The sequence below is a fragment of the Geothermobacter ehrlichii genome, assembly GCF_008124615.1.
In the GTDB taxonomy this organism is placed as follows: Bacteria; Desulfobacterota; Desulfuromonadia; order Desulfuromonadales; family Geothermobacteraceae; genus Geothermobacter; species Geothermobacter ehrlichii.
The window spans coordinates 260,928-276,934 of sequence record NZ_VNIB01000001.1 but is presented as its reverse complement, the minus strand read 5'-3'; the positions used below and the strand labels follow the sequence as shown (position 1 = coordinate 276,934).

Here is a 16,007-nt window from a genome sequence, read left to right as displayed (position 1 = left end):
GTCTTTCAGCCGGCAGCATCGTCCTCGCCCGCACTTTCATCGTCGCCCGCCGGTGCCTCGGTGGCATCGGCGAGATCGAGGTCGAGTTCGCTGAACTCCTTCAGGGTGGGCAGATCATTCAGGCTGTGCAGACCAAAAACCTCGAGAAACTCCCTGGTGGTGCCGTAGATCAGCGGCCGGCCGGCCACGTCCTTCTTGCCCAGGATGCGGATGAGGCGCTTGTCGAGCAGGGTCTTGATCACCCCGCCGGAATCGACTCCGCGCAGGTATTCGACATCGCCGCGGGTAACCGGCTGCCGGTAGGCGATGATCGCCAGACATTCCAGTGCGGCGCGCGAAAAGCGGAACGGCCGGTTCCTGTTCGCCCGGCGGATCCAGTCGGCCCAGCGGGCATCGGTTCTGAACTGGTAACCGCCGGCAACACAGACCAAGCGGATGCCGCCATCGCGCCGGTCGTACTCTTCGACCAGAGCTTCGAGCCGGGACCGGACAACGCCCTTGTCCAGCTCAAGCGTCTCGGCCAGCTTGTCGGCCTGCACCGGCACGTCGGAGACGAAGACCAGCGCCTCGAGCAGCGATGTCAGTTCAGTGGTATCCAAGACTTTCATCCTCCAGGGGAACCGAAAGCGCCTCGGCAGGATCGGCGACGGGAAAAATCCAGATCTCTCCGCACCTGCTGGTCTGCATCAGCCGGATAGTCCGGAGCCGGACCAGTTCGAGCATGGCCAGAAAGGTGGCGATGACATCGTTGCGGGCCGGACGTTCGGAAAAAAGGTCGATGAAAGCGAGGCTTTCCCGACCGCTGAGCCGTCCCAGGATGTGATTGATCCGGTCGGCGATGGAAATCGTCTCGAAGCCGATCTCGTGCACCACCTCCTTCGGCATCCTGGCCAGCACGTCCTGCAGCGCTTCCACCAGGTCGTAGAGGCTGACTTCGAAAAATTCGTCCTCCTCCTCGCCGTCCAGGTCGGGCGGGGTAAACTTGCGGGCGAAGACGTCCCGACCGAGGATCTCCCGGTCGTCCAGATCGAAAGCCGCCTCACGGTATTTCTGGTACTCGAGCAGGCGGCGGACGAGTTCGGCCCGCGGATCCTCCTCTTCTTCCTCCCCTTCCTCGTACTCGGACTGGGGCAACAACAGCTTCGACTTGATGTGCAGCAGGGTGGCGGCCATGACCAGAAACTCGCCGGCAACATCGAGATTGAGACTCTGCATGGCGTCGAGAATCGCCAGGTACTGCTCGGTTATCCGGGTGATCTGGATATCCCAGATATCCATCTCGTTCTGCTTGATCAGGTGCAGCAGGAGATCGAGCGGACCCTCGAAGTTTTCCAGCTTGATGTCGAGCTTCATACGGCCTCAGTGACCGACCAGTATCCCCGCCATCTGGTGCACCAGGGGAGCTGCCGGCCCGGAAAGTCCCGCCACGATCCCCCAGATCAGGGGACCGAGCACCAGTCTCCAGATATCGGTATAGAAGATGAGCAGCAGAACGATGACGAACCCAAAGGGCTCTATTTTGGCCAGAAAGGCCGCCTGCCTTTCGGGAAGCAGCCCGGACAAAACCCGGCCGCCGTCGAGCGGAGGAACCGGAAGCAGGTTGAAGGTGCCAAGCAGAACGTTGATGAAGAGGCTCGAGGCCACCATCAGGGCCAGCGGTTGCAGCACCCTGTCGACCAGGGTGCCGGCATCGACCAGCTCGCTGCCGACGATGAACAGCCCGCGCAGCAGCAGCGCCGACAGGCAGGCGAGCAGCAGATTGACGGCCGGTCCGGCCAGCGCCACCCAGATCATGCCCTGGCGGGGGTTGCGCATGTTGCCGAAATTGACCGGCACCGGCCTGGCCCAGCCGAATCCGAAAAGGAACAGGGCCAGGGTACCGATCGGGTCGAGATGGCGGAAGGGATTCAGGGTCAGTCTGCCGAGCAGACGGGCGGTCGGGTCCCCCATCTTTTCAGCCACCCAGCCATGCCCGACCTCGTGCATGGTAACGGCAAAGAGCGCCGGGGCGAGCATAATGGAGATTTTGGCGAGAAGCGTTTCCACCTGAGACCTTTCCAGCAAGGGATTCGCACCTATTTAACAGATGGGTCAGGGCGAGTCAATGAAGGGAAACGATTGTGCCGTCACGAAAGATGCCGCCTGCGGACGTAGGCCAGCTCCTCGTCCCGGCCGGTCACACGGCCGTCGAGACGGGCGTTGAGCAGGTCATCCAGAATCGCTCGGTAGACCGGGCCCGGCGGGATGCCGAGCTGGCGAAGATCGTCCCCGTCCAGCTCGCATTTCACCTGGGCCAGGTGGTTGAAATAGTGACTGATCCACTGCTTGATCCTCTCGTCCTCGGCCAGCGACATGACAAAGAGCACCAGATCCCGTTCCAAAGGATGCAGAAGCCGGTAGATTTCGCTGGCGGCCGGCGGCTTCTTTCTGTGCCGCCATCGCCTCATCCGCTGCCGGACGGCCAGGGCCTCTTCCCGGCCCTCGGTGACGAGCCGCGCAATCCGCGGGGGAACGTTGAGTCGGCGGCAGGCCTCCGCCATCGCCTCTCTGCCCAGGGCCGAGGTCAGGCAGAGAAAATAGATCAGCCAGGGGCGGCAGGGACGCTCGAGAAAAAGAAGCTGGTACCAGTGGACGACCCGGCTCGCCTCGGCAAAAACGCGGGCGAGCGTCTTGTCCAGCTTCAGTTGCGGATGAACGAACCTGAGCAGGTCGAAAGAGGCCAGCCTTTCGACCGCCGGCCAGGGATCCGGCTCGCGCAGGATCAGTTCGAGTTCACGGAAGAGCCTGCTCCCCCCCACCCGCTCGACGAAACCCTGGCGCACGGCGCCGCGCAGCAGATGTTCGGTCGGCCGGCCGATGCGGAATCCAAGGCGCTGCTCGAAGCGGACGGCACGGAAAACCCGGGTCGGATCCTCGACGAAACTGAGATTGTGCAGCACGCGGATCGCCTTGTCCTTGAGATCGCGCTGGCCGCCGAAAAAATCGAGCAGCTCGCCGTAGCGACCCCTGTTCAGGGCGATGGCCAGGGTGTTGATGGTGAAGTCACGCCGAAACAGATCGAGCTTGATGGAGGCGTATTCGACCGTCGGCAAAGCCGCCGGCCGACTGTAGTATTCCATGCGCGCCGATGCGACATCGACCTTGAAGCCGTCCTCGAAGATGATCACGGCGGTGCCGAACTTTTCGTGGCTGCGAAAACGGCAGGCGAAGCGCTCGGCGCAGCGGCGGGCAAAGGCGATGCCGTCCCCTTCGACGACCAGATCGATATCGAAATTCTCCTGACGCAGCAACAGGTCACGGACAAAACCGCCGACGACGAAAAGATTCAGACCGAGATCGTCGGCAACCTGCCCGAAATCCCTCAGCAGATCGTGAATCCGTTTCGGCAGCCTTTCCCGCAGAAAGCGGGCAAGCTGCTTCTTCTTCAGCCAGGTATCAGGAAGATCCCGGGCGGCGTCCTGCCCGCTCGAGGCGATGCGACCCATTTCGATCAGCTTGCGCAGCAGGTCGGTGCGGGTCAGCACCCCGACCAGTCCGCTTTCATCGACGATGGGAACCAGCCGCTGGTTGCGGTCGACGATCAGCTCCTGCAGATACTGCAGCGAACTGTCCGGCGCGGCGACGGAAAAATCCGATTCCATGTAATCGCCCACCGGACGGCGCTCCAGGCCGTGAAAAGCCGCCCTTTCGGCGGTCTGCCGGCTGATCAGCCCCACGACCCGTCCCTGCTCGACCACCGGCAGCACGTTGATGTGATAACGGGTGAGCAGATCGCGCGCCTCGGCGATGGTCTGCGTCGGGGCGATGGTCTTGGCCGGCGAGGACATCAGCTGCGCGGCCCGCCAGCGGGGATTGACCTGCCGCTGCAGCACACCCGGCAGACGGTCGAGGATCTGCACCAGGGTCTGCCCCTTGACGGTGCCGGAAGCGGCGAAGGAATGCCCGCCGCCGCCGAATTCCTCGAGAATGGAGCCGACATGCACCTCGGGAATGCGCGAGCGGCCGACCATGAACACCCGATCCTCCATCCGGGCGGCGATGATCAGGGCGTCGAGGTTTTCCATGTCCTTGAGCTTGTGCGCCAGCACCGCCAGGTCACCGACATAGTGAGCGGTGGTCGCATGGCTGATGGAGATGTCGACGCCGTTGACGCTCAGCACCTGGCGGTTCTTGATCAGCTGGTGCAGAACATCGACCTGTTCGGCGGTCAGCTCCTGGGTGAGAAATTCGCTCACCGTCTGCATCACGGCACCGCACTCGTGCAGAAAGGCGGCCGCCTCGAAATCGGCGCGGGTGATGTTGCTGAACTGCAGGCTGCCCGTATCCTCGTAGAGTCCGAGCATCATCAGGGTGGCTTCTTCCGGATCGGGCCGGATGCCGCGCTCCATGAAAATCTGGCAGAAGACGGTGACCGTCGAGCCGACCGGGCGGATGTCGGCCAGCTCGGCCTCAAGGTCGGAGGATTCGGCGGGATGATGATCGTAGATATGGACCTGTATCTGCGGATTGCGGGCAAGGTCGCCGAAAGGACCGATGCGCTCCGACTGGCTGACATCGACCAGGATCAGGCGATCGACCGCCGCCAGATCGATATCGCGCAGGCGCTTGAAATCGAAGGCGTAGGCGGTACTGCGCAAAAAGAACTCGCGCAGGTTTCTCTCCCGCGAACCGGGAAAGACCATCTCCGCTTCCGGATAGAGCTTCCGGGCGGCGATCATGGCGCCGAGACAGTCGAAATCGGCGTTGACGTGGGTGGTGATGATCTCCATGTAAAATCGGTGACGAGTGACGGGTGACAAGCGACGGGTTTTACGCGTTACTCGTCACCCGGGCACTTGTCACTGCCCTTCCAGACTGCCGATCAGCGTGCGAATGTCCCCGATACCTTCCTCCAGGCAGAAACGCTCCAGGCCGTCGATCACCTTCTGCATGGCGTCGGGATCAACAAAATTGGCCGTGCCGACCTGAACCGCGCTGGCACCGGCGATGAGAAATTCGAGCGCATCCTCGGCCGTACTGATGCCGCCGACGCCGATGACCGGAATCTTCACCGCCTGCACGACCTGATGCACCATGCGCACCGCGACCGGGCGGATGGCCGGCCCCGACAGACCGCCGGTACGGTTGGCTATCTTCGGCCGGCGGGTCCGGACATCGATGGCCATGCCGGTGATGGTGTTGATGCAGCTCAGGGCGTCGGCACCGGCATCCTCGGCCGCCCGGGCGATTTCGGTGATATCGGTCACGTTGGGCGTGAGCTTGACAATGAGCGGCTTCCGCAGATTTTTCCGCACCACGTTGACGGCGTCGAAGGCCGCCTTGGGGTCGGTGCCAAAGACAATCCCGCCCTGCTTGACGTTGGGACAGGAGATGTTCAGCTCGACGCCAGCCAGCTCTGGAATGGCATCGAGCCGCCTCGCCACCTCGCCGTACTCGTCCAGGGTGTTGCCGAAGAAATTGGCGATGACCGGCGTGTTGAGCTCGCGCAGAAAGGGCATTTTGTGCTCGATGAAAGCGTCGACGCCGACATTCTGCAGGCCGATGGCGTTGAGCATGCCGCTGACCGTCTCGGTGATGCGCGGCGTCGGATTGCCCGCCTTGGGGCGCAGGGACAGACCCTTGGTGACGATGGCCCCCAGGTTGTTCAGGTCGATATAGGGTGCGTATTCCTCGCCGTAGCCGAAGGTGCCTGAAGCCGGCATGACCGGGTTTTTCATCTGGATGCCGGCCACCTCGACGGCCAGGGAAACCTTCATTTCTTTTGCCTCGCTCATTGCTTGCACCCCTCGCAGAAACTGTCGGTCTTTTCCAGGCGGCTCCAGTCGAGCTGTTCCGAGCGGAACACCGGCCCCTCCTTGCAGGTACAGAGGTAGCGGGGATTTTCGTCGGAATGGCCGGCTCCCTTGACCACGCAGCCAAGACAGGCGCCGACCCCGCAGGCCATCAGGGCCTCGAGGGAAACCTGCAGCGGCACGCCGTGGCGGCTGCAAATCCGGTGCACCGCTTCCAGCATCGGCATCGGACCGCAGGCAAAGACTTCAGCGTCGGCGACCTGGTCCAGCTTCTTCTCTAGCACGTCGGTCACCAGTCCCTGCTCGCCGAGGCTGCCGTCCTCTGTCGAGGTGTAGGTTTCGACCCCGAGACGCTCGAACTCGGTGATGGCGATGATGTCGTCGCGTGTGCGGCCGCCCATGAGCAGACGCACCTTGCTGTCGGCAACCAGCTGTTCGGCGAGCATGAACAGCGGCACCAGCCCGATGCCGCCACCAACCAGAATCTTCTCCCTGCCCGGCTGCCCGGGATCGAAGCCGCGGCCCAGCGGCGACAGGATCTCCACCCGGTCGCCCTGGTGCAGTTCGCTCATCATCGCCGTTCCCTGGCCGACCACCTTGTAGAGAATTTCGAGATATTCGACGGGAGGAAGGCCGTCGACATCGGACGGCTGGAACCCGGTGCGGAAAATGCCGAAGGGGCGACGCAGAAGCGGCAGCAGGGACAGCTGCACCCGAAACATCAGGAACTGGCCCGGCCGGCAGGCGGCGACGGCTCCCGGGGCCTGGATGCGCATGCGCCAGTATCCCGGCGCGATTTCCTGGTTGGCCAGGATGCGGGTCTTGAAATTGGGCATGGGTCGAATCTCTCCAGCATTCAGGGTCGAATTCCGGCGGCCCCGGCCTCGCGGACCATGACCAGGGCGTCTTCGCCGTCATGATAATAGCGTCGGCGGACCGCCTGCCGGACGAAGCCGAGGCTTTCGTAGAGCCTGACGGCAGGCAGGTTGCCGACTCTGACTTCGAGAAAATGACGCGCTCCCTCCGTGGCAGTGAACAGGTCCGTCAGCAGGGCGCGCGCCAGCCCCTGCCGGCGGAAAGCCGGAGCGACACAGACATTGTGAATCTCAACCTCGTCCAGCACCTGCCAGCTCACCAGAAAGGCGGCGACGCAGCCAGCCGTTTCGGCGACGACCAGCCTGGCGTCGGGGTTGTCCAGTTCGCGGCGAAAAATTCCGGCGTCCCAGGGATGGGGCTGACAAGCACGCTCGATCAGGGTAACCTGTTCGATATCGCTTCTGGTCATCGGCCTGATGGCGACCGGCATAGACATCGCTCCACCGCTGTCATCGCCCCGCGTTCATGGGCACTGGGCGCCGGAACCGGGTCCAGCGTATGATAGATGAGGCCAACCGGCCTGTAAAGAACTTCGCCACCCGTCGACAGCCCCGTTCGAGGCAACCATTGACACCTGAACGCCGTTGATTTACAAAAAGGTCCACTTTTCTCCCAGGAGGGCACCTTGTCCGACAAAAAAGAGCTGACCTACAAGGACGCCGGGGTCGACATCGACGCCGGCAACCGGTTCGTCGACCTGATCAAGCCGCTGGTCAAAAGGGCGAGCCGCCCAGAGGTACTGACCGACATCGGCGGCTTCGGCGGGCTTTTCTCCTTCCACGCCGACAAGTACCGCAACCCGGTCCTGGTCTCCTCCACCGACGGCGTCGGCACCAAGCTGAAGCTGGCCTTCATGATGGACAGGCACGACACGGTCGGCATCGACCTGGTCGCCATGTGCGTCAACGACATCGTCGTCCAGGGCGCCGAGCCCCTCTTCTTTCTCGACTACCTGGCCACCGGCAAGCTGGCCCCGGAAAAGATGGCCGATATCGTCGCCGGCATCTCCGAAGGCTGTGTGCAGGCAGGATGTGCCCTGATCGGCGGCGAAACGGCCGAAATGCCCGGCATGTATGCCGATGGCGAATACGACCTGGCCGGTTTCACGGTCGGCGTGGTCGATAACAGCAGCATCATCGACGGCTCGGACATCACCGTCGGCGACGTCGTCATCGGCATCGCCTCGAACGGCCTGCACTCCAACGGCTACTCCCTGGCGCGCAAGGTGCTGCTGGAGGTGATGGGACTCGACCTGACCGACAGGCCGGCCGGACTGGAACAGCCCCTCGGCGAAGCCCTGCTGAAGCCGACCCGCATCTACGTGCGCACCATCTTCAATCTGCTGCGCGACTTCACCATCAAGGGGATGGCCCACATCACCGGCGGCGGCCTGGTCGAAAACATCCCCCGGGTGCTGCCGCGCCACTGCCGGGTCGTGATCGACACCCGGTCGTGGCCCAAGCCGGCGCTGTTCGAAATCCTGCGCGAAGGCGGCAACATTGCGCCCGCGGAAATGTATCGCACCTTCAACTACGGCATCGGCATGGTGCTGATCGTGCCGGCAGGAACGGACGAAGAGATTCTTCTCCGCCTCAACGGCCTGGGCGAAACGGCCTGGCGCATCGGCGAGGTCACCACCTGTGAAGAGGACGAAGAGCAGGTGGTGCTCAGCGGACTCGAGCGGAGGAAAGCATGAGCGGCAAACTGCGACTCGGCATCCTCGCCTCGGGCGGGGGAACCAATCTGCAGGCGATCATCGACCGCTGCGCCGACGGCAGCCTGCCGGCCGAGATTGCCGTCGTCATCAGCAACAATCCCGATGCCGGTGCCCTCGAACGGGCGCGCAAGGCCGGCATTCCGGCCCGCTGCATTGATCACAGGCCCTTCACCAGCCGCGAGGACTACGACCGGGCACTGGTCGCCGCCCTGCGGGAGTCCGGCGTCGAACTGGTGGTGCTGGCCGGGTTCATGCGCCTGCTCACCGAGGTTCTGCTCGACGCCTTTCCCGGGCGCATCATGAACATCCATCCGGCACTGCTGCCCGCCTTTCCCGGACTGCACGCCCAGAAAAAGGCCCTCGAATACGGAGTACGCTTTGCCGGCTGCACCGTGCACTTCGTCGACAACGGCGTCGATACCGGCCCCATCATTCTGCAGGCAGTGGTGCCGGTGCTGCAGGACGACACCGAGGAGACCCTCTCCCGTCGTATTCTGCAGCAGGAACACCGCATCTATCCCCGGGCCATCGAGCTCTTCGCCCAGGGACGCCTGCGCATCGAGGGCCGCCGGGTCCTGATCGATCCTCCCCTCGATCCAGGCGAGAGCGCCCTGGTCAATCCGCCGCTGGAAGGCTGAGATGACGCCGCGCCCTGGCGACAGGATTCTGGTCAGCGCCTGTCTACTGGGGGTGAACTGCCGCTACGACGGTGGCGAAAAGCGCCACGACGGCGTCATCGCCCATCTGCGCGAGCACGCCCTGGTCGCCGTTCCGGTCTGTCCCGAACAGCTCGCCGGCCTGCCGACCCCCCGCCCGCAAACGGAATTCAGCGAGGGGGACGGCGCCGCACTGCTCGCCAACCGCGGGCGCGTCACCAGCATCCACGGCACGGACATGAGCCGCCGCTTCATCCAGGGCGCCCGGGAGACCCTCAAGGTCGCACAAATCTGCGCCTGCACCTGCGCCCTGCTCAAGGAACGCAGCCCCTCCTGCGGCGTCCGCCAGATCTACCGCCGGGGACAGATCGTCTCCGGAATGGGAGTCACCGCCGCCCTGCTCGAACAGAACGGCCTGCGGCTGATGTCGGAAGAAGATCTTGCACGGGAATAGACGCATGGCGGGACAGTACTACGACCTGATCGTTATCGGCGACGCTCCCGCCGGCCGGATCGCCGCCGCCATCCTGGCCCGTGACGGGATGCGCATCCTGCACCTGAACGGCTTCGGCTGGCCGTCCTCCCTGCTCTGGTCCTCCTCGATTCTGCTGGAACACCTGCTCGAACAAATCGGCGGCCGAACCTGCCTCGCCCCTCCCCTGCCGATTCACTTCCGTCAGGATGATGCCTGCCTGCTGCTGCACGGAGAAGCCCCCCTGCGCGACGAGCTGCAGCGCGAATACCCGCGGCAGGCAGCGGAGATTCTCGACCTGCTCGACCGGCTGAACGGCCTGGGAGGGCAAGTGCAGGCGGTGCTGCTTCAGGAGAAGTTTTCCCCCGCCGGCGGCTGGTCAGACCGCTTGCGCTGGCCGTTTCTTGCCATCAAGCACGGCCTGTCGCCACGCCTGCACCGACAACTGCTGACCGACTGGCTGCAGGCGGCCAGGGCTTCCGCAACCGCGACCCGGGTGATCTCCGGGCTGCTTTCAACCGCAACCCTCGAGCCGGCCGACACCATCACCGTCATCGAGGCTGCCCTCGCCGTGGCCCAGCTGCGCAATGAACACGGCGTGGCGCCGGCCGTTCTCGATTCGCTGCTCTCCCGCCGCCTGAACGAGGCGGGAGTGCCCCATCGCGATGCCTTCACCCTGACGGCGCTGAAACAGGTGGCGGGACGGTGGAGCTGCCGATTCGGCGAAGAAGAAATCCAGGCGGGACTCGTCGCCCTGGCCGGGCAGCCCGGCTGGCCGATCGAGGGGTTGGATGCGGCCACCCTGCAGAAGCCGCGCTCCGGCCTCTGGCGCCTGGACCGTTTCGTCGGCAGGGTCGCCGCCGTTCATGCCTCGAGGATTCTGTTCGCCAGCGACATCGGTCCGCTGCAGATCGCCATTGGCAGCCGAAAAGGCCGGCCTGACATCTGGCTCCGTACGGCCTGCGGCCTGAGCGAAACCCCGGAGCTGAAGGCCCGGCTCGACAGGCTCTTCCCCTTTACCGACTACCTGCCGCTGCTGATCGAAACTCCCCACCCCCCCGCCGCGGCGGCCGGTTTCTGCGGCCGTCTGGGCAACCCCGGGCTGGGCCGAAGAAACCTCCACCTGGCCTCCGGCGCGCTGCTCTACCCGAAACTCGGACTGGCGGGCGAGGCCCTCACCGCCCTGGAGCTTCTCGCCGTCGCCGGCCGCAAACGGCGCCGGTGATAAAAAATCTTGCAATCTTGATGGAAGCATGCTAGAAGATTGCGTTCTGATTCTCGAGGAGGTAACCGACCATGGCCAAGGTTTGCGAAGTTTGCGGAAAGAAACCAACCACTGGCAACAATGTCAGTCATGCCCATAACAAGACCCGTAAGATCTGGTACCCCAACCTGCAGAAGGTCAGGGCGGTTCAGAACAACGGACAGGTCCGCTCGATGAAGGTCTGCACCCGCTGCATTCGTTCGGGGGCCGTCGTCAAGGCGGGCTGACAGCCGGACAGGACACCACATTCACAAAGAGGGCGGGCCCTTGCGGGCCCGCCCTCTTTGCTTGCCGGACACATCCGAAAGACACCCGAAATATCGGCGCCAGCCCCCTCTCCCAACCGGTTCAACCGGCCTGAAAACTGGCAACCCACTCGATTTCGATCTGCACGTCCTTCGGCAGGCGACTGACCTCGACCGTGGCCCGGGCCGGCGGCTGCTGCGGGAAATACCGCCCGTAGATGGCGTTGACCTCGGCAAAACGCGACAGGTCGGTCATGTAGATGGTCGTCTTGACCACATGTCGGTAATCGAGCCCGGCCGCGGCCAGAACCGCGCCCATGTTCTTCATCACCTGTTCGGCCTGCGCCTCCAAATCCTCACCGACAACCTCCCCCGTTTCCGGCACCAGGGGAATCTGTCCGGAACAGAAGAGCAGATCCCCCACCCTGACCGCCTGCGAATAGGGGCCGATGGCCGCCGGCGCCGATGCCGTCGAAAAGATCTCCTTGCCCATGTCTTCAACCTCCCATGCTGATACGACTCACTGCCCTCGGATTCGATCGACCCGGTAAACCCCCTTGACGTTGAGCACCGCCTGCCTGACCCGGTTGAGATGGGCCAGGTCCTGCACGTCAATCTCGAAGGTGTTGATCCCCTTCCTGCCGCGTTCGGCGCGGACCGTGGCGCTGATGATGTTGGCCTCGCAATTGGTGATGGCGGCGGTGATGCCAGCCAGCATTCCCTTCTGATCTTCGCAGAAGACGCGAATCTTGACCGGCCGCGAGGACTTTTTCTTCATGTCCCACTCGACGCTGACGCGCCGCTCCGGATCGGCCACCTGCACCTGGGTGCAGTCGGCGGTGTGAACGGTAATCCCCCTGCCGCGGGTGATGAAACCGACCACCTCGTCTCCGGGCAACGGACTGCAGCAGCGCGCAAACCGGACCAGGATGTCTTCGACCCCCTGCAACCTGATGGCGCTCGACGGCTTGCGGCGAATCTTTTCAACGACCTTGCCGAGAGGCGTTGTCGGCCTGCTGCCTTCTTCGTCAAGCTTTTCGCGCGGCACGATGCGGGAAACGACCTGCCCCAGCGAAACCTTGCCGTAACCGAGAGCGGCCAGCATGTCGTCGCCCTGGGTGAAACCGAGCTCCCGCCAGGCCTTCTCAAAAGCTTCCGACTGCTGGACCTTCTTCAGCCCCATCCCGTACTTTCGCAGCTTCTTCTCCAGCAGCTCGCGTCCGAGTTCGATACTCTTTTGCCGCTGTTCGGTCTTGATCCAGTGCCGGATCTTGTTGCGGGCCTTGGAGGTGCGGACGAACTTGAGCCAGTCTTTGCTCGGGGCCTGGTGGGGAGAAGTCACCACCTCGACGATGTCGCCGTTCTGCAGCTCGGTCTTCAGCGGCACCAGCTTGCCGTTGACCCGGGCCCCGACGCAGTGATGGCCGATGTCGGAATGGATCGCGTAGGCGAAATCGATCGGGGTGGAGCCGCGCGGCAGCTCCTTGACATCGCCGTTGGGGGTAAAGACGTAAACCTCTTCGGGAAAGAGATCGACCTTGACGACGGAAAGAAATTCCCGCGAATCGCTCAGGTCCTTCTGCCATTCGAGAATCTGCCGCAGCCAGGCAAAGCGCCGGTCGTGCTGCGCCGTAGCCGCCACCGGACCGCCGCCCTCCTTGTACTTCCAGTGCGCGGCTATCCCCTCCTCGGCGATACGATGCATCTCTTCGGTGCGCAACTGGATTTCCATGCGCTCGCCGTGCGGCCCCATGACCGTCGTGTGCAGCGACTGGTACATGTTGGCCTTGGGCATGGCGATATAGTCCTTGAACCGGCCGGGAATCGGCTTCCAGAGGGCATGCACCATCCCCAGCACCGCGTAACACTCCTGCACGGTCTTGAGAATGATCCGGAAGGCGATCAGGTCATGCACCTGATCGAACTCGATCCCCTGACGCTTCATCTTCATGAAAATCGAGTAGAGGTGCTTGGCCCGGCCGGAAACCTGCCCGTCAATGCGGTTTTCCGCCAGGAGATTTTCCAGCTTGCGCTTGATTTCCTCGATGTAGCGGGCATGCTCCCGCTTGCGCCTGGCCAGCCTGCGGGACAGCTCCCGGTATTCGGCGGGATACAGATAACGGAAGGACAGATTCTCCAGTTCATTCTTGATCCAGCCGATACCCATGCGGTTGGCCAGAGGAGCGAACACCTCCATGGTTTCCTGGGCCAGCAGCAGCTGCTGCTCTGGCGGCCGGCTGTCCAGTGTCCGCATGGTGTGCAGCCGGTCGGCCAGCTTGACCAGAATGACCCGGATATCCCTGGCCATGGCCAGCAACATCTTGCGAAAGCTTTCCGCCTGCTCCCTCGCCCGCTTCTTGAAGGCAATGCGCCCGATCTTGTTGACGCCTTCGACCAGTTCGGCGATATCGGCGCCGAAATCCCGGGCGATCTCGTCGAGCGTGGGACCGCCGTCACGGATGGTATCGTGCAGGATGCCGGCGACGATGCTGGGAATGTCGAGCTGCAATTGGGCGAGCAGGGAGGCGACTTCGACGGAATGCTGCCAGACGGCCTTGCCGGGGCCGGAAGAACGGTCGAGACAGACCTGGCGGCAGAAGGTGAAGGCCCGGTGAAGAAGATCGGTATCGGCTTCCGGGTGGTAACGGCTCACCCGTTCGATGACTTCGTCCGGCCTGGTCATGGGCGTGGATCGGCGGCAGGATGCGGAAGCAGCCTGTCCGTACCGCTTCCGCACGACTCTGCAGTGATCAGGCTTTCTTTCCCGGCACTTCGAAGGCGACCTTGCCGGCGGCGATCTCCCGCAGGGCCAGAACCACCTTCTTGTTTCCGGACTTGTTCTCGATCAGGGGCGTCGCCCCCTTGTAAAGCTGCTTGGACCGTTTGGCCGCCACCATGCAGAGCAGAAAACGGTTGGAAATCTGGGTAAGGCAGTCTTCAACAGTTACGCGCGCCATAAGTATCCTCTCCAGCAGTGTGTTTGTTCAGCAATCCGGTTCGTCAATGCCGTACCAGCGGGCCGGCGCATCCCGGAAGCGCCGGGTCCGGCACCGTTCGGCCATGACAATGGCCCTGAGCTGTGCGGCCGACTCTTCCAGATCGGCATTGACCAGAAGATAATCGTACCAGTGCGCCTGAGCGATCTCCCGGCGGGCATTGGCCAGCCGGCGGGCGATGACATCCTCGGCGTCGGTCTGCCGGCCGCGCAACCGCCGCTCCAGCTCTTTCAGCGACGGTGGCAGGATGAAGACAAAGACGGCATCGTCCAGCCTGTCCCGCAACTGGGCGGCACCCTGGCAGTCGATGTCGAGCAGAATGTCCTCACCGGCTTCCCGGGCCTGCTGCAGGGTCCGCAGCGAGGTGCCGTAGAGATTGCCGTGAACCTCGGCCCATTCGGCGAAGGCCCCCTCGGCGACCATCCGTTCGAACGTCTCGCGCCCGACAAAATGGTAGTCCACGCCGTCGACCTCTCCCTCGCGGGGAGTGCGGGTCGTGAACGAAATAGATTGCCGAATTTCGGGAAACATGTCAACAAGGTAACGACAGAGCGTCGTTTTTCCGGCCCCGGACGGCGCGGATACAACAAACAGAATTCCGTTTCGGGGCACGGAGAGGGACAAGTGACGAGGGACGAGTGACGGGGGGCGAGTCAACATGCAACCTCCAGACTTTTGTTCAAACCGACCAGCATACGCCTTATTTCCTGAAGACTCTCATTCAGCTCAGAGCAGTCCCTCATATATCCCAGACGATCCGCTATCACAAGCTGGGTCTCAACTTCAGCCAAAGATCCCAGGGCAATGGCAAGAAACCGGGTGTATTCTCTTCGTCCTCCCCGACCTGCCCCTTCAGCAATGTTGCAAGGAACAGAAACTGCCGCCCGACGAATCTGGGACGTCAAACCATAGATTTCCTCGCTCGGCCAACTTTTGGTCGCCGCGTAAATGGCAGCAACAAAATCCACACTCTTCTGCCAGACCAACAGATCCTTATGGCTTTTCAACGGTCCCCCTCCTCGTCACCCGTCCCTCGTCACCCGTCCCTCGTCACCCGTCCCTCGTCACCCGTCCCTCGTCACCCGTCACCCGTCCCTGCCTCAAACCACATTCTGTACCTGTTCGCGGATCTTTTCCAGCTCAGCCTTGATATCGACCACCAGGCGGCAGATGTGAGCGTCATTGGCCTTGCTGCCGATGGTGTTGGCCTCCCGGTTGATTTCCTGCACCAGAAAGTCGAGTTTGCGGCCGACCGGCTCTTCCGAATCGAGGAGCTGGCGAAACTGTTCGAGGTGGCTGCGAAAACGGGTCAGCTCCTCGCTGATGTCGCAGCGGTCGGCATAGACCGCCAGCTCCTGGGCCATGCGCTGGGGATCGATTTCGATATCGTCGGCGTATTTGGCAAGCCGCTGTTCGAGCTTTTCCCGCCACTCCTGCGGCACCCGGTCGGCCCTGCCGGCAATCTCGTCGAGCAACGCGGCCAGAGTGGCGAGCCGCTGCTCGAAATCCTCCCGCAGCGCCTGCCCTTCCCTGGCCCGCATGACCACGAGGTTGTCGATCGCCTCCTGCAGCGCCCGATCGAGGCAGGGCTCGAGCTCGTCGAGCGAAAGGGACTCCTCGAGCAGCAGGATATCCTTCTGCCGGGACAGCATGTCGAGGGTGACGGCATCCGACAGCTGAAACGTTTCCCGCAGCTCGGTCAGGGCTCTGACCACGGCCTGGGCGAGCGGCAGGTTGACCCTGGCCTCGTAGCCCTGCTCGCCGATGATGTCCAGATTGACAAAGACATCGACCTTGCCGCGGGAAAGCTGCTCTGACAGCCGTTTTTTCAGCGCCGCCTCAAGAGGGGCAACGACCTTGGGCCCCTTGATACCGACATCGCAGAAACGATGATTGACCGACCTGATTTCGACCCCGATGGTCAAAGTTTCACTTGCGGCCTGGCCCTTGCCGAAGCCCGTCATGCTGTAGAGTGCCATGTTGCTTTCC

The 16,007-nt window shown here is 63.1% G+C and carries 18 protein-coding genes; 5 read left to right on the top strand and 13 right to left on the bottom strand.

Annotated features, from left to right (window positions below):
• Positions 1-5: 5 nt before the first annotated feature.
• The 7 genes from scpB to rimI form a co-directional block, all read right to left on the bottom strand.
• Complete coding sequence (scpB, locus tag EDC39_RS01295) at positions 6-599, bottom strand: SMC-Scp complex subunit ScpB (RefSeq protein ID WP_148894283.1); 594 nt, start codon at positions 597-599, stop codon at positions 6-8.
• Positions 586-1,353 (bottom strand): segregation and condensation protein A, encoded by a 768-nt coding sequence (locus EDC39_RS01290; protein WP_148894282.1) that lies wholly within the window; start codon positions 1,351-1,353, stop codon positions 586-588. The genes scpB and EDC39_RS01290 overlap by 14 nt, the downstream gene beginning before the upstream one ends.
• A gap of 6 nt (positions 1,354-1,359) precedes the next feature.
• Positions 1,360-2,046 carry a site-2 protease family protein gene (locus tag EDC39_RS01285; RefSeq protein ID WP_246140148.1) on the bottom strand — a complete coding sequence of 229 codons (687 nt, stop codon included), beginning with the start codon at positions 2,044-2,046 and terminating at the stop codon, positions 1,360-1,362.
• 80 nt (positions 2,047-2,126) lie between these two features.
• On the bottom strand, positions 2,127-4,769 hold the full coding sequence (locus EDC39_RS01280; protein ID WP_148894281.1) for a CBS domain-containing protein: 2,643 nt from the start codon (positions 4,767-4,769) through the stop codon (positions 2,127-2,129).
• Positions 4,770-4,838: 69 nt separating this feature from the next.
• Complete coding sequence (locus EDC39_RS01275) at positions 4,839-5,756, bottom strand: dihydroorotate dehydrogenase (RefSeq protein WP_148894603.1); 918 nt, start codon at positions 5,754-5,756, stop codon at positions 4,839-4,841.
• A gap of 14 nt (positions 5,757-5,770) precedes the next feature.
• The gene (locus EDC39_RS01270) at positions 5,771-6,628 is read right to left on the bottom strand and encodes a dihydroorotate dehydrogenase electron transfer subunit (RefSeq protein WP_148894280.1); all 858 of its coding nucleotides are present in this window, start codon (positions 6,626-6,628) and stop codon (positions 5,771-5,773) included.
• Positions 6,629-6,648: 20 nt separating this feature from the next.
• Positions 6,649-7,104: a ribosomal protein S18-alanine N-acetyltransferase gene (gene rimI / locus EDC39_RS01265; RefSeq protein WP_148894279.1), complete on the bottom strand. Its 456-nt coding sequence runs from the start codon at positions 7,102-7,104 to the stop codon at positions 6,649-6,651.
• A gap of 189 nt (positions 7,105-7,293) precedes the next feature.
• On the opposite strand from rimI, the gene purM reads away from it, so the two are divergent.
• The 5 genes from purM to rpmB all read left to right on the top strand — a co-directional run bounded on the left by purM (position 7,294) and on the right by rpmB (position 11,004).
• Positions 7,294-8,364 carry a phosphoribosylformylglycinamidine cyclo-ligase gene (gene purM / locus EDC39_RS01260; protein WP_148894278.1) on the top strand — a complete coding sequence of 357 codons (1,071 nt, stop codon included), beginning with the start codon at positions 7,294-7,296 and terminating at the stop codon, positions 8,362-8,364.
• Positions 8,361-9,023, top strand: coding sequence for a phosphoribosylglycinamide formyltransferase (purN, locus tag EDC39_RS01255; RefSeq protein WP_148894277.1), 663 nt, complete (start codon positions 8,361-8,363; stop codon positions 9,021-9,023). The genes purM and purN overlap by 4 nt, the downstream gene beginning before the upstream one ends.
• A 1-nt stretch (position 9,024) precedes the next feature.
• Positions 9,025-9,495, top strand: a complete 471-nt coding sequence (locus tag EDC39_RS01250; RefSeq protein ID WP_148894276.1) for a DUF523 domain-containing protein — start codon at positions 9,025-9,027, stop codon at positions 9,493-9,495.
• 4 nt (positions 9,496-9,499) lie between these two features.
• A complete protein-coding gene (locus tag EDC39_RS01245) occupies positions 9,500-10,738 on the top strand; it encodes a hypothetical protein (protein WP_148894275.1) in 1,239 nt (412 codons plus the stop codon).
• A gap of 71 nt (positions 10,739-10,809) precedes the next feature.
• Positions 10,810-11,004 carry a 50S ribosomal protein L28 gene (rpmB, locus tag EDC39_RS01240; RefSeq protein ID WP_148894274.1) on the top strand — a complete coding sequence of 65 codons (195 nt, stop codon included), beginning with the start codon at positions 10,810-10,812 and terminating at the stop codon, positions 11,002-11,004.
• Between the two features lie 121 nt (positions 11,005-11,125).
• Here the strand turns inward: rpmB and EDC39_RS01235 are convergent, their stop codons facing one another.
• The 6 genes from EDC39_RS01235 to EDC39_RS01210 form a co-directional block, all read right to left on the bottom strand.
• Complete coding sequence (locus EDC39_RS01235) at positions 11,126-11,515, bottom strand: RidA family protein (RefSeq protein ID WP_148894273.1); 390 nt, start codon at positions 11,513-11,515, stop codon at positions 11,126-11,128.
• Positions 11,516-11,542: 27 nt separating this feature from the next.
• Complete coding sequence (locus EDC39_RS01230) at positions 11,543-13,705, bottom strand: RelA/SpoT family protein (protein ID WP_148894272.1); 2,163 nt, start codon at positions 13,703-13,705, stop codon at positions 11,543-11,545.
• A gap of 67 nt (positions 13,706-13,772) precedes the next feature.
• The gene (gene rpoZ, locus EDC39_RS01225) at positions 13,773-13,979 is read right to left on the bottom strand and encodes a DNA-directed RNA polymerase subunit omega (RefSeq protein ID WP_148894271.1); all 207 of its coding nucleotides are present in this window, start codon (positions 13,977-13,979) and stop codon (positions 13,773-13,775) included.
• A gap of 27 nt (positions 13,980-14,006) precedes the next feature.
• Complete coding sequence (gene gmk / locus EDC39_RS01220) at positions 14,007-14,630, bottom strand: guanylate kinase (protein WP_148894270.1); 624 nt, start codon at positions 14,628-14,630, stop codon at positions 14,007-14,009.
• Between the two features lie 41 nt (positions 14,631-14,671).
• Positions 14,672-15,025, bottom strand: a complete 354-nt coding sequence (locus EDC39_RS01215; RefSeq protein ID WP_148894269.1) for a four helix bundle protein — start codon at positions 15,023-15,025, stop codon at positions 14,672-14,674.
• Between the two features lie 93 nt (positions 15,026-15,118).
• A complete protein-coding gene (locus EDC39_RS01210) occupies positions 15,119-15,997 on the bottom strand; it encodes a YicC/YloC family endoribonuclease (protein ID WP_148894268.1) in 879 nt (292 codons plus the stop codon).
• Positions 15,998-16,007: the final 10 nt, after the last annotated feature.

Coding starts and splice junctions, on each gene's coding strand:
- EDC39_RS01290 (WP_148894282.1), bottom strand. CDS start 1,353: ATGAAGCTCGACATCAAGCTGGAAAACTTCGAGGGTCCGCTCGATCTC.
- EDC39_RS01280 (WP_148894281.1), bottom strand. CDS start 4,769: ATGGAGATCATCACCACCCACGTCAACGCCGATTTCGACTGTCTCGGC.
- EDC39_RS01275 (WP_148894603.1), bottom strand. CDS start 5,756: ATGAAGGTTTCCCTGGCCGTCGAGGTGGCCGGCATCCAGATGAAAAAC.
- EDC39_RS01270 (WP_148894280.1), bottom strand. CDS start 6,628: ATGCCCAATTTCAAGACCCGCATCCTGGCCAACCAGGAAATCGCGCCG.
- rimI (WP_148894279.1), bottom strand. CDS start 7,104: ATGTCTATGCCGGTCGCCATCAGGCCGATGACCAGAAGCGATATCGAA.
- purN (WP_148894277.1), top strand. CDS start 8,361: ATGAGCGGCAAACTGCGACTCGGCATCCTCGCCTCGGGCGGGGGAACC.
- EDC39_RS01250 (WP_148894276.1), top strand. CDS start 9,025: ATGACGCCGCGCCCTGGCGACAGGATTCTGGTCAGCGCCTGTCTACTG.
- EDC39_RS01245 (WP_148894275.1), top strand. CDS start 9,500: ATGGCGGGACAGTACTACGACCTGATCGTTATCGGCGACGCTCCCGCC.
- rpmB (WP_148894274.1), top strand. CDS start 10,810: ATGGCCAAGGTTTGCGAAGTTTGCGGAAAGAAACCAACCACTGGCAAC.
- EDC39_RS01235 (WP_148894273.1), bottom strand. CDS start 11,515: ATGGGCAAGGAGATCTTTTCGACGGCATCGGCGCCGGCGGCCATCGGC.
- EDC39_RS01230 (WP_148894272.1), bottom strand. CDS start 13,705: ATGACCAGGCCGGACGAAGTCATCGAACGGGTGAGCCGTTACCACCCG.
- rpoZ (WP_148894271.1), bottom strand. CDS start 13,979: ATGGCGCGCGTAACTGTTGAAGACTGCCTTACCCAGATTTCCAACCGT.
- EDC39_RS01210 (WP_148894268.1), bottom strand. CDS start 15,997: ATGGCACTCTACAGCATGACGGGCTTCGGCAAGGGCCAGGCCGCAAGT.